The following is a 19,232-nucleotide window of genomic DNA, read 5'->3' as shown; positions in this document are numbered from 1 at the left end:
ATTACTGCAATAATTGTTACTTGCGGATAACCAATGGTGCGTTATTGGCAATATTGTTTCAGTAATGAGTAATGTTCCGCTTGAATACGGTAACGGTAAACCGGACGACCCGTGACGCCATAATGGATGCTGGTAAATAAGATGTGGCAGTTGACCAGCCAGATCAGATACTTGCGGCAGGAAACGCGCGAGATGTTCACCTCGTTGGCCAACTCGTCGGTTGAAAACTCATAGTCCTGATGCGCGTCAATCCACTGGCACAGCGTGCGTAACGTCTGCGGCGTTAAGCCTTTTGGCAAGCGACGAGGATCCTGCTCGTTGGCGCTGCTGCCGTGGATTAGCTGATCCAGCTCGGCCTGGTCATAATACTGATGTTTTTCCAGCGCCATTTTCTTTTGTCGCCAGCCGGTGAGTGCCTCTTCAAAGCGTGATGCCTGGAAGGGTTTTATCAGGTAATCAACAACGCCGTAATGCAGCGAATCTTTAATCGTCGCGGCATCGGCGGCGGAAGAGATGACTATCACATCGCTTTTGCAGCGAGCGTTATGCAGTACCGGAAGTAAATCGAGCCCGTTCTCCTTCTGCATATAGATATCGAGCAATATCAGGTCAATAGACGTGTCGCTGTTGAAAATTATCTCTTTGGCTTTTTCCAGTGTCGAGGCCGTTCCGCAGCATTGAAAGCCCGGGATCTGCGCCACGTATCGGCGATTCAGCTCCGCCACCATTGCGTCGTCATCGATAATTAATACATTGATCATTTGCTCGACTTCTCCCCGTCCCAGGGTATCTGGACAAAAAATTGTGTGAAAATCCCGGGTTCCGATTCTACGGCGATACTGCCGTCGAGATTTTCTACCTGTTGTTTGACAAGAGCTAAACCGACGCCTCGTTCGCTTCCTTTTGTCGAGACACCTTTGTCAAAAATGTGATCGATTTTGTCGGGTGCGATCCCCGGTCCATCATCGTTAACTTCACAGTGCAGCCAGCCGTGACGGTAGTGCAATGTTACGCTAATTTCGCCTCCGGGTTCCGGCCCTAATGCCTCCAGCGCGTTTTCTATCAGATTTCCCAACGTGGTAATCAGCGTCGCGACCTGGTCTTCACTGCCGCTGTCGGGCAACTGGCTTTCGCTGTTTAAAATCAGCGTATGGCCTAAATCGGTCGCGCGGTTAATCTTGCTGATTAAAAAACCAGCGATAACCGGCGATTTGATCTTGCCCAACAGAGAGCCAATCTCTTCCTGATAGTTATTGGCTGTTTTGAGAATGTAATCTTCCAACTGCTTATAACTCTTCAGATGCAATAATCCGAGAATCACGTGCAATTTATTCATAAATTCGTGGGATCGTTCACGAAGTGCGTCAGCATAGTTGACCAGACCATCCAGTCGCTGCATCAGTTTACGTACTTCAGTTTTATCCCTGAAGGTTGAAATGGCACCGATGATAACGCCATTACTGCGCACCGGAACGGTGTTGATCAGTAATAGCCGATCTTTGACGGTAATCTCTTCGTCGCGGCGCGGCGTACCGTCGCGTAACACTTCCGAAACATCTACTACCTGTGACCACGAGTGGCTTAGCGTCGACAGTTTCTCATCGTCCTGCGACTTACGGTAATTCAGCAATTCTTGTGCGGCATCGTTGATCAGCGTGACCTCGCCGCGATCGTCCACGGCAACGACGCCCTCTTTGATAGATTGCAACATGGCCTGGCGTTGCTCAAACAGCGTGGATATTTCGTAGGGTTCCAGGCCGAAAAGGATTTTTTTCAGCACCTTAACCAGAATACAGGTGCCGATGAGGCCGACCAGCATGCCAAATAACACCGACCAGATAATGCTCCAGCGACTGTCATTGATCTGTTGGGTCACGCGGCTTAACTCAAGGCCGATCGCCACCACGCCAATCTGTTTATTATTCTCATCATAGATGGGGGTAAATACGCGTAAAGCCTGCGCCAGAAAACCGCGATTGATAGCGACATTTTCTTCGCCATTCAGCGCTTTAAGGATGTCATCACCTTTAAATGGCTGACCAATACGTTGGGCTTCTGGATGCGAGTAGCGAAGACTTTGCATATCGGTAACGACAATAAACAGCAGATCGTTACGTTTGCGCACGGCTTCCGCGATGGCCTGGATCCCGCTCTCCTGCGGTTTTTTCTGCAAGCCCTGACGGATTTCCGGCGAATCGGCAAGGGTACGCGCCACCGCCAGCGCCTTGTTGGCCAGTCCGTCACGCGTCATATCACTGATTTGCGAGAAGTAAATCAGATGCACCACCAACAGCACCGAGAACAGCACCGCGCTGACCATTAAGATCACTGTGGTACTCAATTTCATCGGACGTTTGCGTAACTTGCGGTAGGGCAATGAATGTCTCATCAGCTTCCTTGTGTGACAAATTTCTTAAGCATTATCTCTGATGAGGCAGGTAATTCAAAGGGAGTAAGAATAATTGGCTATATAGGGGAAGAGGCTCTGGAAACTGAAACTGCCGGTGCTGTATGAAGATTTCGGGCTATGCTTATTGCGAAAACCATACTGATGAGAGAGGGAAGGTCATGGATCAGGATCTACTGGACGGTGGTTATCGCTGCTATACCGGCGAAAAGATCGATGTCTGGTTCAACACTGCAATATGTCAGCATTCTGGCAATTGCGTACGTGGCAACGGCAAGTTATTTAATCTCAAACGTAAGCCGTGGATCATGCAAGATGAAGTGGACGTCGCCACCGTAGTGAAAGTGATTGATACGTGCCCGAGCGGCGCACTGAAATACCGTCATAAATAAGCGAGGGAAAAATGGAAATACGTGAAGGCCACAATAAATTTTACATCAATGACGAGCAGGGTAAGCAAATCGCTGAAATTGTCTTTGTGCCGACTGGAGAGAATTTAGCGATTATCGAACATACCGATGTTGATGAAAGCCTGAAAGGGCAAGGGATTGGTAAACAGTTGGTTGCGAAAGTCGTGGAAAAAATGCGCCGGGAAAAACGAAAAATTATCCCACTGTGCCCATTTGCGAAACACGAATTTGATAAAACGCGTGAGTATGATGATATTCGCAGTTGATGAGTAACGATATTTTTCATGCTCTGCGTAATGCGATGCAGGGGAGTATCTGAAGGGTCGGGGGATGCACAAAGAATGGTCAGAGAGAGCTTTTTCTTGTCCCAAGTCATCCCCTTTAGTGAGCAAAAAAAAAAGAATATCTCCTATATGAGAATCATCAATCGGGGTTAATAAACTTTGCATCCCCAGGGCATTTAATATTGATAGGAGTCTTATTATGGAAGGTAAAAAAAAGTTCAATACTTATGTCGTTTCTTTTGATTATCCATCATCTTATTCCTCAGTTTTCTTAAGGTTAAGATCATTGATGCATGATATGAACTTCTCCTCTATAGTGGCTGATGAATATGGAATACCACGACAATTGAATGAGAATTCTTTCGCAATAACGACATCATTAGCCGCAAGTGAAATTGAAGATTTAATCAGGATCAAATGCTTAGACTTGCCAGATATTGATTTTGACCTCAACATTATGATAGTTGATGACTATTTCCGTCAGTTTTACAAGTAGCCAGGAAGGATAAGAAGAACATAAAAAATGACACTATTCTCTAAAATATTAATTTTTTATGTGATTGGTGTGAACATATCCTTTGTCATTATCTGGTTTATCTCACATGAGAAAACACATATTCGTTTACTTAGTGCATTCCTGGTAGGAATAACCTGGCCAATGAGTCTGCCTGTGGCATTACTTTTTTCTCTCTTTTAGGAGCTGTGGTTGAGTGGATCCGCTGGTTATCTTGAAACGAAGCGTCTCTCCTCAAAACTTGATTTGCGGAACGACGAACGAAGCAGTCGCCTGGCTGCTTCGTTCATTAAAGTGAAACTTATTTCTGTGGACGCATCGCCGGGAAGAGAATAACGTCGCGAATAGTATGACTGTTAGTAAACAGCATAATCATTCGGTCGATACCAATTCCCAGACCTGCGGTTGGCGGCAGACCATATTCCAACGCAGTCACGTAATCTTCGTCGTAGAACATCGCTTCGTCGTCACCTGCAGCTTTGGCGTTAACCTGTTCCTGGAAACGTTCAGCCTGATCTTCTGCGTCGTTTAATTCGCTAAAACCATTACCGATTTCACGACCACCGATGAAGAATTCAAAACGGTCGGTGATTTCCGGGTTAACATCATTACGGCGCGCCAGCGGTGACACTTCTGCCGGATACTCAGTAATAAAGGTTGGCTGAATCAGATGTGCTTCTGCAACTTCATCAAAGATTTCGGTGACAATACGTCCCAGCCCCCAGCTTTTCTCTACTGTAATACCGATAGATTCAGCTAATGCTTTAGCGGCATCAAAATTATCCAGGTCGGCCATCTCAGTTTCTGGACGATATTTTTTGATTGCTTCACGCATGGTGAGTTTTTCAAACGGTTTGCCGAAATCAAACACATGCTCGCCATAAGTGACTTTAGTGGTACCCAGTACCTCTTGTGCCAGGGTGCGGAACAGTGACTCTGTCAGTTCAATCAAATCGTGGTAATCCGCATACGCCATGTAGAGTTCCATCATCGTGAACTCAGGGTTATGACGAACAGAAATACCTTCATTACGGAAGTTACGGTTGATTTCGAATACCCGTTCAAAACCACCTACAACCAGACGTTTCAGATACAGCTCCGGTGCGATACGCAGATACATATCTAAATCCAGAGCATTATGATGGGTAATAAACGGGCGAGCAGATGCCCCACCTGGAATTACCTGCATCATCGGGGTTTCTACTTCCATAAAGCCGCGTGCGACCATGAACTGGCGGATAGCGGCCAGAATTTTTGAACGGACAACAAACGTTTGACGGGATTTATCGTTAGCGATGAGATCCAGATAACGTTGACGATAACGGACTTCCTGATCCTGCAGACCATGGAATTTATCTGGTAAAGGACGTAGTGCTTTAGTCAGCAGGCGTAACTCAGTACAGTGAATGGAAAGCTCACCAGTTTGCGTCTTAAACAGCGTACCGCGGGCACCGATAATGTCACCCAGGTCCCATTTTTTAAACTGATCGTTATAAACACCTTCTGGCAGGCTATCTCGTGCAACGTACAGTTGAATACGGCCACCGACATCCTGCAATGTTACAAAGGAGGCTTTCCCCATGATTCGACGGGTCATCATTCGGCCAGCAATCGAGACTTCAATGTTTAAGGATTCCAGTTCCTGGTTATCCTTCGCATCAAACTCTTCGTGCAACTGGTCAGAAGTATGGTCGCGGCGAAAATCATTGGGAAACGCCACGCCTTGCTGACGCAGCGCTGCCAGTTTTTCGCGACGATTTCTCATTTCATCGTTAAAATCAATAGCCTCATTGGCTCCCTGTGTTTCTTGTTCAGACATTTTGGTTCCTCTTAATCCAGCTTTCAATTTAGCGTAGATAAAGAGACAGATCGGTACACTGTATTATCTGCCTCGACTATTAGTAACTCAGTTCATCTTATCTAAACCAACGCTTACCTCAAGTTGATATCACTAATAAATAACCATAAAAATGGTTTAAATATCTTATTAATCTGGGATTTGCTAGTGTGATTAACTGAAAGTAAATTGATTCATAACTAATTGTTTTTACGGAAGTTAATCGTTGCTTTCCTGTATCATATTCGTCGGAGTGCTAAACAGAAATCGGGTAGCAAAGGCCAATGCCACGATGATCGCGACACAAGCCAACGTCCACTCTCCCATCTGGGAAAAGAATCGCTGGTAAGCTGCAATTGCCATACCGCTAATTTGCGACTCTGTCGTCTGTTGTGCCACTACGCCTGCCAGCCAGTTGGCGACCGCGCCTGTTGCCAGCATATAAATACCGGTTAATACGCCAGACATTTTCAGACGCGTGATTTGTGCAATCGCCACCGGGTCAATAAAGAGTTCGGCAAAGCCCATTAGCGCCAGCCCGGATATCATCACACCCATTGACGCTTGACCGCCAGCCGCTGCATGTCGGGCATCAAATGCCAGCAACATAAAGCCACAAGCCATCAGCAGTAAGCCAAAGGCAAACTTCAGCCAGACGCGCAATGTTGAATTGCCGTGGCTTTCTGGCGACGCCAGCCAGGCCAGAACAACCCCAGCGAGCATCACCGCAATTGCATTCACCGACTGGAATAGCGCAGTAGGTACTTCAATATTGAATGCCTGACGATTCACAAAGCGATCGATAAACAAGCTGATGGTACTGCCGCCCTGTTGTGCCAGTACCCAGAACAACGTCCCGACAAACATCAACAATACAATTTGCCAAAGAGCACGGCGGTGTTCGGGGAATTTGATCATCATGCGGGCAATGATTTGTGCAGCAATAAGGCAAACAATCGCCAGCAAATATCCGGACCAGTCGTTCTCCAGCAGCAAGGTAAAAAATACTGGGGCTAAACAGAGCATCACCACTAACCAGCTCCATACCGGTAAGGCAAACTTCACGCGAGTGAGCGCTTTTTTATCCATACTACGCGTGGACTGGAAATGACGATGACCGCTTAAGAAAATCAACAAACCGATAAACATGCCGCCACCCGCAAGGGCAAAGCCAACATGCCATCCATACCACTGAGCAGCCAGGCCGCAGGCGATGGGGGCTGCGATAGAACCGATATTGCCCGCAGCATACAGCAGCGAAAAACCGCCATCACGTCGATGATCGTTCTCGTCGTAGAGCTCGCCAAGCAAACAGCTGATGTTTGATTTGAATAAACCGTAGCCACAAATAATGATTGCCAGCGCCAGATACAGGCTAAAGGTTGAATTTGTATCAATGCCCAGCACCACATGGCCAAGGGTCATTAACAGCGCGCCGGCAATCACCGCAGTGCGGTTGCCGAGCAGGCGGTCGGCAAGCCAGCCGCCGAGAATAGGGGTAACGTAAACCAAAGAAGCGTATGCGCTGAACAGGCTGATGGCATGGTTATCATCAAAACCAAGCTGATGGGTGAGATAGAGAATGAGTAAGGCACGCATGCCGTAAAAACTGAAGTACTCCCAGATCTGGATCGCCACGATATAGTATATCGCGCGCGGCTGTGAGGGTGTTTTCATGTGTTCTCCTTATGAGCAAAAAAGGGAAGTGGCAAGCCACTTCCCTTGTACTAGCTAATTATTTTTTGCCTTCTTCTTTCAATACCTTAACGGTATAGCGGCCATCAGCCTGACGGTATGCACCGTGAATATCGGTTTCAAAGCCCGGATAGTGAGCGCCGATTTCACACAGCATCTGCAGGAACTCCAGAACCGGACGGCTTTCTTCGGTGATCATTTCACCCGGCATCACCAGAGGAACTCCCGGCGGATACGGAAGGATCATATTGGCGTTAATACGACCTACCATTTCGTCGAGGTAAACTTCTTCGGTCATACCGTGCAGCTCTTTCTGGAACGCAGCATACGGAGTCATTACCATAGTCGGCAGCACTTCAAATGCGCGATACATCAGATCCGGCAGATTGTGGTGAACAATCAGTTTGTGGATATTCTGAGCCAGTTCCTGAATACGCATGTTTTCATAGAATTCAGGGTCTTCACGATACAGAGACGGCAGCATGTTTTTCACACGCAGGTTCAGGTCGAACGCACGTTTGAAGTCAGTCAGAGCACGCAGCAGGCTCAGTGCTTTGGTCTTATCAATACCGATGCTGAACAGGAACAGCAGGTTATACGGACCGGTCTTCTCAACAACGATGCCATGTTCGTCGAGGTATTTCGCCACGATGCTGGCCGGAATACCAAAGTCGCTCATGGTGCCGTCTTTTTCCATCCCCGGAGTCAGCAGAGTGACTTTGATCGGGTCAAGATACATGTGCTCGTTATCGATGTTTTTGAAGCCGTGCCAGGTGCTGTCAGAACGCAGCGGCCAGCATTCAGTAGTATCGATATGATCCGGCTGCCATACATCAAAGAACCAGCCATCAGATTCCGTTCTCAGACGTTTGATCTCTTTACGGAACTTGATCGCACGTTCAATGGAACCGTCGATCAGGCGTTTACCGGCATTACCTTTCATCATCGCCGCAGCGGTTTCAGTGGACGCCACGATACCGTAGTGCGGAGAAGTGGTGGTGTGCATCATGTAGGCTTCGTTAAAGGTTTCTTCGTTTACGTCACCTTTAACGTGGATCATGGAAGCCTGAGAGAATGCCGCCAGCAGTTTGTGAGTGGACTGGGTTTCGTAAATCACTTTCCCTTCGACACGGCCACCGCTCATACCGCATTTACCTTCGTAAATCGGTGAGAAGTTGGTGTAAGGCACCCACGCGGAGTCAAAGTGGATGGATTTCACATCCAGCGTTTTCTTGATGAAGTCGGTGTTGTACAGCAGACCATCATAGGTAGAGTTGGTAATTACGGCATGTACCGGCCAGGTTGCGTTTGGTGTTTCCTTCACGCGCTTAGCAATGGTTGCGTGCTGGAATTCACTCTGTGGGATACCGCCAAGAATACCGTAAGCGTTACGGGTCGGGCGGAAATAGATTGGCGTAACATCGCTCATCATCATCAGATGGGTCAGCGATTTGTGGCAGTTACGGTCAATCAGAATGGTGCTGCCTGCCGGAGCAGAGTACATACCAACAATTTTGTTCGCAGTGGAAGTACCGTTGGTCACCATGTAGCTGCGGTCTGCGTTAAAGACGCGAGCGATATACTGTTCTGCTTCTTTGTGTGGACCGCTGTGATCCAGCAGGGAACCCAGTTCAGATACTGAAATGGAAATATCAGATTTCATGGTGTTCGGACCAAAGAAATCATAGAACAGGCTACCTACCGGGCTTTTCTGGAATGCAGTACCGCCCATGTGACCAGGAGTACAGAAAGTATATTTACCTTCACGAACATATTTAAACAGCGCTTTGGTCAGCGGAGGCAGAATAGTGTTGATATATTCGTCAGTGGTCTGCTTGATCTTGTTAGCAATATCATCAGCAGCACCCAGCGCATATTCAAAGAAGCTAATCTGTAAACGCAGATCGTTCAGGCTTACATCGAGTGTGGAATATGTATTAGCGAACGCGTACAACGGCAGGTTCTCGTTCATTTTGCTAATTTCTTCGCACAACTCGAGATTATATTTATCCCAGTCAAAAATAACGCCGCACAGACGCGCATTGTTTTCGATCAGTTTTAATAAGTCGTCACGGTCGTTCGGGTAAACAATCTGGAAGTTCAGACGTTCAAGCGCGCGATGAAGTTCACGGATGGGTTCTTCTTTAAAATAAACCCCCATGTGATTCAATATTGCAATAACGTTCATAGTCATATCTCCAGGTAAAAAAGGCCCCTCCCAACACATGGGACAAAATGAAAGGAGGAGCCTCGGAAAATACTTTTAATTAATGTGCGTTAGATGCTGTGTGGTTATCCATTGAGTGGCTCTGGCGCTCGTGCATTTTGCGAGCGTAGAACATCAGGATAATCAGGCTGACGATGAAGGTACCTGCCAGCTCGAAGGAGCTTGCGCCCATCAGAGCGATGAAGCAGAACACGCAACCCAGTACAGAGCAGATCAGGCTGACAAAGTTGCGGATGTTAACGCCTTCAAAACGAATCAGGTCAACGCAAGAGTAGAAGTACGGCAGCATAGTCAGCAGTACTGCGATACCGGTCAGTTCACCGAACAGGTCAGATGCTTTACCACCGGCAGAGTTCATCAGAGTGATGAGGATCATCAGGGCAGTCATTTTCACTGCAGCCAGCAGCAGACCTTTTTTCGGAATACCGTTGCTGTCGACTTCACCATAAATTTTCGGGAAGTTACCGTCGTTAGCGGCACGTACACCTGCCTGGCCTACCAGCATCATCCAGGAGCCCAGAGAAGTCAGGCACGCAAAGGCGGTGAATGCAGAAACCAGCGGCGCAGCCCAGTTACCGAGGATAGTTGAAGCACTGATTGCAAACGGAGCACCGGAAGCTGCCATTACAGAAGACGGATACATACCGGAAAGCACCTGAGTCGCAGCAATGTAAACAATACCTGCTAAACCAGTACCCAGCATGGTTGCCAGTGGAACGGTACGTTTCGGGTTTTTAACCATACCAGTACTTACAGCTGCGGATTCAACACCCACGAAGGCCCACAGGCAGAGCAGAATACTTTTAATGATCGCATGACCATCAGTGGTACCCGCAGTATTCCAGTTAGCTGCATAAGTTGCAGCATCAAACCAATGCCAGCCAACAATAGCAGTCATAACCACAGGAATAAGAACCAGCACCAGACCAATAGTGGTTAAACGGCTTACCCAGGTACCGCCGAGCATATTTACAAAGGTAAATACCCAGACGATAGCAATACAGGCGATACCCGCCGGAACAGGATCATTTAATACTGGGAAGAAGGTGGAAAGATAAGATACAGCGGTAATACCAATCGCCAGGTTACCAATCCAGTTAGCATGGTAATAAAGAACACCTGTCTGAAAACCAAATGCAGGGGAAATTTCTCCAGCATAAGCAATTGGGCCACCTTGTTGCGGGTTCTTTGTTGCCAGTCGGGCATATACATAAGCCAGCGACATTGCACCAATAATAGAGATGATCCAACCCCAGATAGCAATACCACCGATACTTGCAAGGTTCGCAGGTAATAATGCAATACCGCTCCCCATCATATTACCGGCAACAACACCGGTACAGGCAAATAGCCCAATCTTCTTGGCAGAACTCATGCTCTTCTCCTAATTTCATTTTAGAATTTGGAGTCCGGGTCATGATGTATAACTATTTACTGACCAGACCAAACTGGCGACAAGACTACTCAAAAAAAAAGATTAATCCTAAAGATTAGGTGAAATAATACAAAAGTTTATGTCAGTGAGGATTTTAGCTCTTCATTAACAGATCAGAATCGCAAGTTGATATCATGAAAAGATAAACATTCAATATTTACAATGAATTACGAGAAAGTTGCTGGTTAAATTTATGTAATAAAAAATTATGCAGCAAATAAATTGCTGCAACATGTTGTGTCAATAAATATACAAGCGTTTAACGCTAAAAATCCCCGCGAATGAATCAACCCAGGATTCGTTTATTCTGAAGCGAGAAATTTGTCGAGATAAGGAACAACATAAGAAACAGAAGTCTGGAATATGCCATTTTCAATCCAGTAAAGGGTGTTTGCTCCTGGGCGTAAATTAAAGGCGGTGAGATATGCATCAGCAGCTTCTCGGTTCATCCCCTTCATCTCATAAACTTTGCCAAGCAACACATAATTTAGCCAGGACATTTCAAGGTCAATGCCAGTATTTATCGCCTGATAAGATTCGTCAGTTTTTCCTTTTGTCAGAGCACTGACCGCTTTTATTTGATAGAGAATGGCCAGATTATTCATTCCTGGCAGTGTAGCAATGTTATCAATTTCTGTGTTCAGTGCTGCTAATTGTTTTTCATCTAAAGGATGCTGAGAATGACGTACTATATCAACTAATGCTTTCTCTGCTCTCGCGTAGGTAAATTCGGGAGATGATTGAACAATCTCACCTAATAACTCACTGGCACGGTTCAATGATTTATCATCACCATGCATTAAATAATCATGTGCCTGATAAAAATTAGTTAATAACACACCACGATGAGGCAAAATTTGTTGGAGCATCTCCTGCATTCGTTGTGGCCACGGTTGATTTAACGCTTTTGACAAACTCTCCAGTAAATCATTTTGAATCGCCAGCTGATTACCGTTAGTGATGACATAACGTTTATCCAGCATGGTCGAACCATCTGCATTGTCTACCAATTTCACCGACATAAAGCACTGTTGAGCGCGGTATTGGCGTTGATTAACAAACGCAATAGATAATGTTTTACCGGAACTGCTCGGTTCATCAATGTTGTAGTTGATTTTGTCATGAACCATAAAAGTGGAGAAGGTATTAAGTGACGTAGCCACCAAATCACCCACGCCTATCGCGTAAGAGAGCTGATACGGGGAAGTCCAGCTGTTACAACTCTTATTCACCATATTAATGTCAATATCGCGTGGATTGAGCAAAATACGCGATTTACTCATAGGAAGACGCGTTTCAAGACTGGAAAACGCCACCAGTGCTACGCAGATACCTAACGACAACAGGAAAAAAAACCATACCCAAAAGGTAGTGAATCGTTTGCTTTTAACTGGGGATTGTTCAGGTGGCGTTGCGGTGTTTTGAATGTTAAGACTGTGGGAAGGGGAATCTGTGTCAGGAATCGCCTCTGGTATAGGGGGAGGCGAAGATTGCATTATTTCTTCTCCCTCCTCTTCGCTGTACCAGATAACCGGCACCATTAATTTATAACCGCGCTTTGGTACAGTAGCGATATAGACAAGACTATCTTCATCATTATCTTTTAATGACTTACGCAGTTCTGAGATACTCTGCGTTACAACGTGATTGGTAACAATACTTCTCTTCCAGACATTATCGATAAGTTCATCTCTGCTAAGTACTTCGCCACTGTGTTGAGCAAAGAAAACCAGAAGATCGATTAGTCTCGGTTCAAGGGTAAGTTGACGCCCATTGCGACTAATTTGGTTTATGGACGGAGTAACAAGCCACTCGCCAACGCGAACTACAGGTTGTTGCATAATAAAAACTCATTCGAAAAAGGAATGGTGCAATGATAATTGCCATAACCTATTTTTACCATCTATAGATGGGTGCGTTTACATATTACAGGTGAATGTGAGACGTTATTTTTACCACCCGTAAACCTCTTGATTACATCGCCTTACGAAATGACTTTAATGAGAATCAGAAGTAATTTGCCTTACCACCAAGATTGATTATCTTTGCCAAAGAAAACGTTCAGAAAATAATCCCCGGAAAATTGCCTGGAACGCTTACTATTTTAATGGATTGTTAGTCTTTGCATGATCAAACGGACTGATACATTTCTCTTTGTTCGCATCCAAAAAATCTCATCAGTCGGCGTTCTGTTTATGGATGCGTTACGCTCCTGATGACGTCATTTGACGTTCAACAGCATTACGGGGCCGCACGACATTTTGCGTCAGTCAGTGTCATAGCTCCGGGACAAATTTTCTCAAACAGGGGGATACCCGCAAAATGCTGGTGATGTGGGGAGAATTTGGTTGAGTTTGGTGGGAGTGATTTGGAGGAAGAACGGTTAAATCGTCGCGTCCTGAAACGAAAAACGGACCTCCGTGGAGGTCCGTTCATATGAATTTGGTGCCCGGACTCGGAATCGAACCAAGGACACGGGGATTTTCAATCCCCTGCTCTACCGACTGAGCTATCCGGGCAACGGGGCGCATTAAACCGTAATCTGCACATCTCGTCAACCTAATTTCAGTAAAAGCGATTCAACTGCTTAAGATTGCGGCAAATCGCTTCTTTTCTGTGTTTCTGTCAGGTCAGTGCGCCACCCTGGCGGCAGCGAGCGAAGCGCAGGATATCTTCCGCCAGCCGATGTGCGGTATCGACATCCGCCTGGCTACGATTCACCAGCATTCGGCTTAAACAACCTTCCAGCACCAGTTCCATCTGCTTTGCTACCATCGCCGGATCGTCCACTTCCAGCGTGGTTAACAGTTCGTGGGTAAAGTCGTAGGCCGCGCTTTTTTGCTGATCGGCCAATTGATGAATAGGGTGGCCAGGATCGGGATAAAACGTACAGGCAGCGATAAACAGACAGCCCGGGTAGCGGTTGTTTTTAACGCACTCCGATAGCGCCTGATAACGCGCCAGCAGCTTTTGTTCGGCGGTTTGCGTTTCGTCCAGCATCAGCTGACGACGCCAGACATCTATCTGTTGGCTAAGATAGCGCAGGGCATCGTAGAGGATCGCCTCTTTGTCTGGCCAGAAGCGGCGCAGCTCGTCCAGTGGATAATCCACACGTTCAGCAACCATCTCCAGCGTGGTGTTGGCAATCCCTTGTAATTCTAATAATTTCAGGGCTTCTCCCAGTACATCTTCACGTTGCACGCTATTTTCCTCCGTCTTTCCCACTGAAGTGTCGTTCACGGTTGGCGATCGCGCAAATGTGCGCTGAAGGTTTCTGCATCCATAAAGCCCGTGACGCGCGCTTGTGGATGCTCCTGGCCTTGTCCGTCAAAAAAGAGAATTGTCGGTAAGCCAAGGACATTAAGATGCTTTAACAGCGCCACATCTTGTGCGTTGTTGGCTGTGACGTTGGCCTGAAGTAAGACCGTGTCTGCTAACGCTTTTTGCACCTGCGGGTCGCTGAAGGTGTATTTCTCAAACTCTTTACAGGCGACGCACCAGTCGGCATAGAGATCTAACATCACCGGTTTGCCTTTGGCTTCAGCGAGCGCCTGATTTAACTCATCTACCGTTTTGATTTGTGTAAAGTTGAGATGCGCCTGAGTTTGCGTGGTATGCGTCGCGCCAAATGCCCAATCCTGGAGTGGGCGCACGCTAACCAATGCTGCCGCTAGCAGGATAATTTGCACAATACGCATCCAGCCGCGTTTGGCCTGTAAGCTGGTGATAAAGGCCCAGCCAAAGAACGCGACACCCAGCGCCGACCACAAGCGTAATCCCCATATATCACCAATCACTCGCTCCAGCAGGAAGACCGGCAGTGCGAGGATCACAAAACCAAATGCGGTTTTGACCTGTTCCATCCACGGGCCGCTTTTCGGCAGCAGGCGGTTACCAAAGACGGTAATTAGAATCAGCGGCAGGCCCATGCCCAGCGCATAGAGATAAAGCGTGCCGCCGCCCAGCCACATGTTTCCGCTTTGGGCGATATACAGCAGAATCGCGCTAAGCGGTGCGGTGGTGCATGGCGAACAGATCAGCCCGGCAATCGCCCCCATCACAAACACACCGCCGGGCGAGCCACCTTGTTGGCGATTGCTCATTAGCGTGAGGCGCGTTTGCAGCGAAGAGGGGAGTTGCAGGGTAAACAAGCCAAACATCGACATCGCCAGCAAGGTAAAGACGATAGCGAGGCCGATAAGCACGTAAGGATGCTGTAGCGCTGCCTGGAACTGTAACCCTGCGGCGGCAACCACCAGACCCAGCGCCGTGTAGGTGAGCGCCATCCCCTGCACATAAATAAAAGTCAGCAACAATGCTCTGGCGGTCGATAGCCGCTGTTTACCACCCAGCACGATACCGGAAATTAGAGGGTACATCGGCAGTACACATGGCGTGAAGGCGATACCGATACCAATCAACAACGCCCAGAGCGCGGAAAAGGGCAATTGCGCGACGGGCTGCTCTTGCTGCGGAACTGATGCAGACGGTGGCGTCGCGTTGTTAGTAACCACTTCGCTTAACGGAACGGTTTTGGTTTCTGGCGGATAACAAAAACCGGCGTCAGCACAGCCCTGGTAGGTGACAGTCAATGTCGCACCCGCACTTGCCTGGTTGATGGTCACAGGAAGCGTCAGCCGCTCGCGGTAAATCTCGCTTTTGCCGTAAAACTCATCTTCATGCCAGACGCCCTGGGGCAGCTGCACGTCGGTAATTTTCGCGTGTTCCGGCGTAATGCGGATCTGTTTACGGTAAAGATAGTAACCGTCTTTGATCTGCCAGCTCAGATTAAGCTCATGTTGGTTTTGCTGAAAATCAAAAGCAAAGGCTTGATCCGCGGGGACAAATTGTGAGCGTCCCGGCGCGTCGAATAATCCGGCAAAAACGGAAGTGCTGCAAAGTAGCAGGATCAGCGTAAAGATGCGTTGAGCCATGAGAGGTAATCTGTGTCTCCGTGTGTAACAGGTAAAACCAGAAGCTCCGGGGTTTGATACGGATGATGAGACTTCAGGCATTCCAGCAGTGCCTGCTGGTGAGATACGGTGGTTTTTAAAATCATCTGCACTTCGTATTCCTGTTCCAGTTTACCTTCCCAGTAATAGAGAGAGGTAGCGCCAGGAATCAAGGTCGCACAGGCCGCCAGTTTTTCCGCCAACACTTTGGCGGCTAATTCCTGGGCCGTCGCTTCATCCGGCGCGGTGCACAACACCACGACGGACGCGGTATTCGAACTTTTTTCATCAAGCATAAACACCTCGCAAGAACAGATGGAACCGCAAGAGAGAGGTCACTATACAACGGACGGGGAAAGGATGTTAGTCGGCGGGAAAGAAAGCGGGGCGTGAACGCCCCGCGATTTGTCATTACAGCATCACGCTGCCCAGCAAGAAGCCGAAGCAAACGGCCAGGGCAACACCCAGAGTACCTGGGATAAAGAACGGATGGTTGAAGACGAATTTACCGATACGAGTGGTACCCGTGTCATCCATCTGTACCGCAGCAACCAGCGTCGGGTAGGTCGGCAGAATGAACAGACCAGACACGGCTGCGAAAGAAGCTACAGCGGTCAGTGGAGAAACGTTCAGCGCCAGAGCCATCGGCATCAGTGCTTTTGCAGTTGCAGCCTGAGAGTACAGCAGAGCAGAAGCAAAGAAGAAGATAACAGCCAGCAGCCACGGATGACCCTGAATGACTTCACCAGCGGTATCTTTGATCCAGTCGATGTTGTTGGAAACGAAAGTATCGCCCAGCCATGCAACACCCAGGATACAAATACAGGCGCTCATACCTGCTTTGAAGGTGCTGGAGTTGAGGATGTTGTCGGTGTCCACTTTGCAAAGAACAGTGGTCAGGGTTGCAACGCTCAACATGATAATCAGGATAGCGTTAGTGGTGTTCATCAGCGGTTTTTCAACCAGGCCCATGCTCGGGCTGTTGATAATCGCGTAGATAACCACGCCAACTACGCCCAGCAGGAACAGCCAGACGGACGTTTTTGCACCGGATTTGATTTCAATCTGCTTCTCACCGCGCAGTTCAACCAGACCTTCTTCCAGACGCTTGCGATAAATCGGATCGTCAGACAGTTTTGAGTTGAAAAGCATGGTTACCAGGAAGGACATCACCAGAACTGCCAGCAGGGTAGACGGGATGACCACAGAGAGCAGATGCAGGTAGCTGATGCCATGACCTTCCATCACGGAAGACATGTAAACCACCGCCGCAGAGATTGGTGATGCGGTGATCGCAATCTGCGCGGATACCACTGCAGTAGACAGCGGACGGCAAGGTTTAACGCCTTGTTCCTTCGCAACTTCAGCGATAACTGGCAGTGTTGCCAGAGAGATGTTGCCGGTACCAGCAAAGATGGTCAGGAAATAGGTTACGATCGGTGCAAGGATCGTGATGTATTTCGGGTTACGGCGCAGCAGCTTTTCTGTCTGGTGAACCAGATAGTCCAGACCGCCAGCAACCTGCATAGCAGAAATAGCAGCGATAACCGCCATGATAATGGAAATGACATCGAATGGGATGTTACCAGGCTTGACGCCGATAGCGGCAAGAACCAGCACCCCCAATCCACCTGCAAAACCAATACCAATTCCCCCTAATCTGGCGCCCAAGAAGATCGCCAGCAAAACGATGATGAGTTCTACAACTAGCATATTAGCCTTCCTTGTTTTTTAACAAGTTGATATCAGGTTGTTGTTTTTAAGTTACTACTCACAAGAAAAAAGGCACGTCGTCTGACGTGCCTCTTTTATTTGTACTACCCTGTACGATTACTGTTCGCTTTCATCAGTATAGCGTTTTGCTTTGTAAGCCGGATGCATCAGGTTCTGTACGGAGAAAATATCGTCTAGTTCTGCTTCAGTCAACAGACCGCGCTCCAGAACGACTTCACGTACGCTCTTACCGGTTTCGGCACAGATTTTACCCACGATGTCACCGTTGTGGTGGCCGATGAATGGGTTCAGGTAAGTGACGATACCGATAGAGTTGTAAACGTAACCTTCGCACACTTCTTTGTTAGCAGTGATGCCGTTAACGCATTTTTCCAGCAGGTTGTAGCAAGCGTTGGTCAGAATGTGAACGGATTCAAACATGGCCTGGCCAATGACCGGCTCCATAACGTTCAGCTGCAGCTGACCCGCTTCTGCTGCCATGGTAACAGTGATGTCGTTACCGATGACTTTGAAGCAAACCTGGTTAACCACTTCCGGAACAACTGGGTTTACTTTAGCTGGCATGATGGAAGAGCCCGCCTGCAGTTCCGGCAGGTTGATCTCGTTCAGGCCGGCACGTGGGCCAGAAGAGAGCAAGCGCAGGTCGTTACAGATTTTGGACATCTTCACAGCCATGCGTTTCAGCGCGCCATGCACCATAACGTATGCGCCGCAGTCAGAGGTCGCTTCGATCAGGTCTTCAGCAGGTACGCATGGGAAGCCAGTGACTTCAGCCAGTTTTTTCACTGCCAGCGGAGAGTACTCTTTCGGCGTGTTCAGGCCAGTACCGATTGCAGTTGCGCCGAGGTTAACTTCCAGCAGCAGTTCAGCGGTACGTTCGATGTTTTTCACTTCTTCTTTCAGCAGGATGCTGAAAGCGCGGAATTCCTGACCGAGGGTCATCGGTACTGCGTCCTGCAGCTGGGTACGACCCATTTTCAGGATGTCCTGGAATTCGACAGCTTTACGTTCAAAGCCTTCACGCAGTTGGTTAATAGCATCTACCAGTTTAATCAGAGAAGAGTAAACTGCGATGCGGAAACCGGTCGGGTAGGCGTCGTTAGTGGACTGGCATTTGTTAACGTGGTCGTTCGGGTTCAGGTACTGATATTCACCTTTCTGGTGACCCATCAGTTCCAGACCGATATTGGCCAGCACTTCGTTGGTGTTCATGTTTACGGAAGTACCTGCGCCGCCCTGGTAGACGTCTACCGGGAACTGATCCATGCATTTTCCGTTGTTCAGGACTTCATCACATGCGGCAATGATTGCATTCGCTACACTTTTAGGAATGGTTTGCAGCTCTTTGTTTGCCATAGCTGCGGCTTTTTTAACCATTACCATACCGCGAACAAATTCAGGAATATCGCTGATTTTGTTGTTGCTGATATAGAAGTTTTCAATCGCTCTCAGAGTGTGAACACCATAGTAGGCATCAGCTGGAACTTCCCTGGTACCCAACAGATCTTCTTCGATACGAATGTTGTTTGACATGTGAACCTTCTTTTTCAAGCTGCCAATGATTTGCTGTAAACACACAGAATATATGTGGTTTCGAATGTTTTTCGACCGACGATTATCCCCTGCATCGGCCGAATACCTGGGATCATATGCTGCTTGAGGATTTCTACCGTAATCTGGATCACTTTAAGTGTCGGTTTTTACCCCTTAATTATTAATTTGTGAAATAGATCACCG

The 19,232-nt window shown here is 47.8% G+C and carries 16 protein-coding genes and 1 tRNA gene; 4 read left to right on the top strand and 13 right to left on the bottom strand.

Features of this window, described 5'->3' with window-relative positions; all coding sequences use genetic code 11:
- Window positions 1-41 precede the first annotated feature (41 nt).
- Both dcuR and D9597_RS05300 read right to left on the bottom strand, forming a co-directional pair.
- Window positions 42-761 carry a two-component system response regulator DcuR gene (gene dcuR, locus D9597_RS05305; protein WP_130205923.1) on the bottom strand — a complete coding sequence of 240 codons (720 nt, stop codon included), beginning with the start codon at window positions 759-761 and terminating at the stop codon, window positions 42-44.
- Window positions 758-2,389, bottom strand: a complete 1,632-nt coding sequence (locus D9597_RS05300) for a sensor histidine kinase (protein WP_130221792.1) — start codon at window positions 2,387-2,389, stop codon at window positions 758-760. The genes dcuR and D9597_RS05300 overlap by 4 nt, the downstream gene beginning before the upstream one ends.
- Window positions 2,390-2,568: 179 nt before the next feature.
- Between D9597_RS05300 and yjdI the strand changes: the two genes are divergently transcribed.
- The 4 genes from yjdI (at window position 2,569) to ghoT (ending at window position 3,798) form a co-directional block, all read left to right on the top strand.
- A complete protein-coding gene (yjdI, locus tag D9597_RS05295; RefSeq protein WP_130221791.1) occupies window positions 2,569-2,799 on the top strand; it encodes a 4Fe-4S mono-cluster protein YjdI in 231 nt (76 codons plus the stop codon).
- Between the two features lie 11 nt (window positions 2,800-2,810).
- Window positions 2,811-3,083, top strand: a complete 273-nt coding sequence (locus D9597_RS05290; RefSeq protein WP_000405647.1) for a GNAT family N-acetyltransferase — start codon at window positions 2,811-2,813, stop codon at window positions 3,081-3,083.
- A 217-nt stretch (window positions 3,084-3,300) separates the two neighbouring features.
- The gene (ghoS, locus tag D9597_RS05285; RefSeq protein WP_130205929.1) at window positions 3,301-3,597 is read left to right on the top strand and encodes a type V toxin-antitoxin system endoribonuclease antitoxin GhoS; all 297 of its coding nucleotides are present in this window, start codon (window positions 3,301-3,303) and stop codon (window positions 3,595-3,597) included.
- 27 nt (window positions 3,598-3,624) lie between these two features.
- Entirely contained in the window at window positions 3,625-3,798 is a 174-nt protein-coding gene (gene ghoT / locus D9597_RS05280; protein ID WP_064525730.1) for a type V toxin-antitoxin system toxin GhoT, read from the top strand.
- A gap of 118 nt (window positions 3,799-3,916) precedes the next feature.
- Here the strand turns inward: ghoT and lysS are convergent, their stop codons facing one another.
- The 11 genes from lysS to aspA all read right to left on the bottom strand — a co-directional run bounded on the left by lysS (window position 3,917) and on the right by aspA (window position 19,028).
- Window positions 3,917-5,434 carry a lysine--tRNA ligase gene (gene lysS / locus D9597_RS05275; RefSeq protein ID WP_130216763.1) on the bottom strand — a complete coding sequence of 506 codons (1,518 nt, stop codon included), beginning with the start codon at window positions 5,432-5,434 and terminating at the stop codon, window positions 3,917-3,919.
- A gap of 237 nt (window positions 5,435-5,671) precedes the next feature.
- Complete coding sequence (gene dtpC, locus D9597_RS05270) at window positions 5,672-7,129, bottom strand: dipeptide/tripeptide permease DtpC (RefSeq protein ID WP_130205935.1); 1,458 nt, start codon at window positions 7,127-7,129, stop codon at window positions 5,672-5,674.
- Between the two features lie 58 nt (window positions 7,130-7,187).
- The gene (cadA, locus tag D9597_RS05265; RefSeq protein WP_130216761.1) at window positions 7,188-9,335 is read right to left on the bottom strand and encodes a lysine decarboxylase CadA; all 2,148 of its coding nucleotides are present in this window, start codon (window positions 9,333-9,335) and stop codon (window positions 7,188-7,190) included.
- Between the two features lie 79 nt (window positions 9,336-9,414).
- Window positions 9,415-10,749, bottom strand: a complete 1,335-nt coding sequence (gene cadB / locus D9597_RS05260) for a cadaverine/lysine antiporter (RefSeq protein WP_130216759.1) — start codon at window positions 10,747-10,749, stop codon at window positions 9,415-9,417.
- Window positions 10,750-11,111: 362 nt separating this feature from the next.
- Complete coding sequence (gene cadC, locus D9597_RS05255; protein WP_130221790.1) at window positions 11,112-12,650, bottom strand: lysine decarboxylation/transport transcriptional activator CadC; 1,539 nt, start codon at window positions 12,648-12,650, stop codon at window positions 11,112-11,114.
- Window positions 12,651-13,252: 602 nt separating this feature from the next.
- A tRNA-Phe gene (locus D9597_RS05250) sits at window positions 13,253-13,328 on the bottom strand.
- Between the two features lie 106 nt (window positions 13,329-13,434).
- On the bottom strand, window positions 13,435-14,010 hold the full coding sequence (locus D9597_RS05245) for a transcriptional regulator (protein WP_001188520.1): 576 nt from the start codon (window positions 14,008-14,010) through the stop codon (window positions 13,435-13,437).
- Window positions 14,011-14,045: 35 nt separating this feature from the next.
- The gene (gene dsbD, locus D9597_RS05240) at window positions 14,046-15,743 is read right to left on the bottom strand and encodes a protein-disulfide reductase DsbD (RefSeq protein ID WP_130221789.1); all 1,698 of its coding nucleotides are present in this window, start codon (window positions 15,741-15,743) and stop codon (window positions 14,046-14,048) included.
- Window positions 15,719-16,057: a divalent cation tolerance protein CutA gene (cutA, locus tag D9597_RS05235; RefSeq protein ID WP_064525746.1), complete on the bottom strand. Its 339-nt coding sequence runs from the start codon at window positions 16,055-16,057 to the stop codon at window positions 15,719-15,721. Before cutA ends, dsbD begins: the two co-directional genes overlap by 25 nt.
- A gap of 115 nt (window positions 16,058-16,172) precedes the next feature.
- Window positions 16,173-17,474 (bottom strand): anaerobic C4-dicarboxylate transporter DcuA, encoded by a 1,302-nt coding sequence (dcuA, locus tag D9597_RS05230; protein ID WP_130216753.1) that lies wholly within the window; start codon window positions 17,472-17,474, stop codon window positions 16,173-16,175.
- A gap of 117 nt (window positions 17,475-17,591) precedes the next feature.
- The gene (aspA, locus tag D9597_RS05225; protein ID WP_130205949.1) at window positions 17,592-19,028 is read right to left on the bottom strand and encodes an aspartate ammonia-lyase; all 1,437 of its coding nucleotides are present in this window, start codon (window positions 19,026-19,028) and stop codon (window positions 17,592-17,594) included.
- Window positions 19,029-19,232 lie beyond the last annotated feature (204 nt).

Origin of the sequence: Escherichia sp. E13S3 (assembly GCF_004212325.1) — a bacterium.
In the GTDB taxonomy this organism is placed as follows: domain Bacteria; phylum Pseudomonadota; class Gammaproteobacteria; order Enterobacterales; family Enterobacteriaceae; genus Escherichia.
This window is presented reverse-complemented; position numbering and strand designations above follow the sequence as displayed.